Consider the following 972-nt stretch of genomic DNA (forward strand, 5'->3'; position numbering starts at 1 on the left):
TGCCGAAGACGTTGCACGTGGATGAGCCGTCGCCGCATGTGGACTGGTCGGCGGGTGCGGTGGAGCTGCTGACGGAGGCTCGTTCGTGGGACGAGCTCGACCGCCCCCGCCGCGCCGCCGTCTCCTCCTTCGGCATCAGCGGCACCAACGCCCACGTCATCATCGAGCAGGGCGACCCGGTCGTTCCCGCCCCCGACGAGGAGTTCGACCTCCCAGCGGTGCCCTGGATCCTGTCCGCCAAGAGCCCCGAGGCGCTGGCCGCGCAGGCACGGCGGCTCGCGGAATGGGCGACGCCCGACATCCCGGTCACCGCGGCCGGCGCCGCGCTGGCCGCCGGCCGGGCCGCGCTCGACCACCGCGCCGTCGTCGTGGGCGGCGACCGCGACGAGTTGCTGGCCGGCCTGCGAGCCCTGGCCGGCGGCTCAGACGCGCCCGGCGTGCTCGCCGGCAGCGGCCGGCCCGGCCGGCTCGCGCTGCTCTTCACCGGGCAGGGCAGCCAGCGGCCGGGCATGGGCAAGGACCTCGCCGCCGCGTTCCCCGTGTTCGCGCAGGCGCTTGAGGAGGCCTGCGCCCTGCTCGACCCGCAACTGCCGTACCCGCTGCGCGAGGTGATGTTCACCGACCCCGGCGGCGTGCTCGACGAGACCGGGATGACCCAGCCCGCGCTGTTCGCCTTCGAGGTGGCCCTCTACCGGCTGCTGGAGTCGTTCGGCGTGCGGCCGGACGTGCTGGTCGGCCACTCGGTGGGCGAGATCGCCGCCGCCCACGTCGCGGGGGTGCTCTCACTGGCCGACGCCTGCACGCTGATCGCCACGCGGGCCCGGCTCATGGACGCGCTCCCGAAGGGCGGCGCGATGCTGGCGGTGGCCGCGCCTGAGGCGGAGGTGCTGCCGCTGCTCGACGGGTACGAGGGCCGCGCCGGGATCGCGGCGGTCAATGGTCCGGCCGCGGTGGTGGTGTCGGGTGACGAGG

At 75.5% G+C, this 972-nt stretch carries 1 protein-coding gene; it reads left to right on the forward strand.

Annotated elements, in window-relative coordinates; translation table 11 throughout:
- Positions 1-17 precede the first annotated feature (17 nt).
- Positions 18-972, forward strand: a 955-nt coding sequence (locus E1267_RS43860; RefSeq protein ID WP_246064767.1) for an acyltransferase domain-containing protein, incomplete at its 3' end; no start/stop codon positions are given.

Origin of the sequence: Nonomuraea longispora, assembly GCF_004348345.1 — a bacterium.
GTDB lineage: Bacteria > Actinomycetota > Actinomycetes > Streptosporangiales > Streptosporangiaceae > Nonomuraea > Nonomuraea longispora.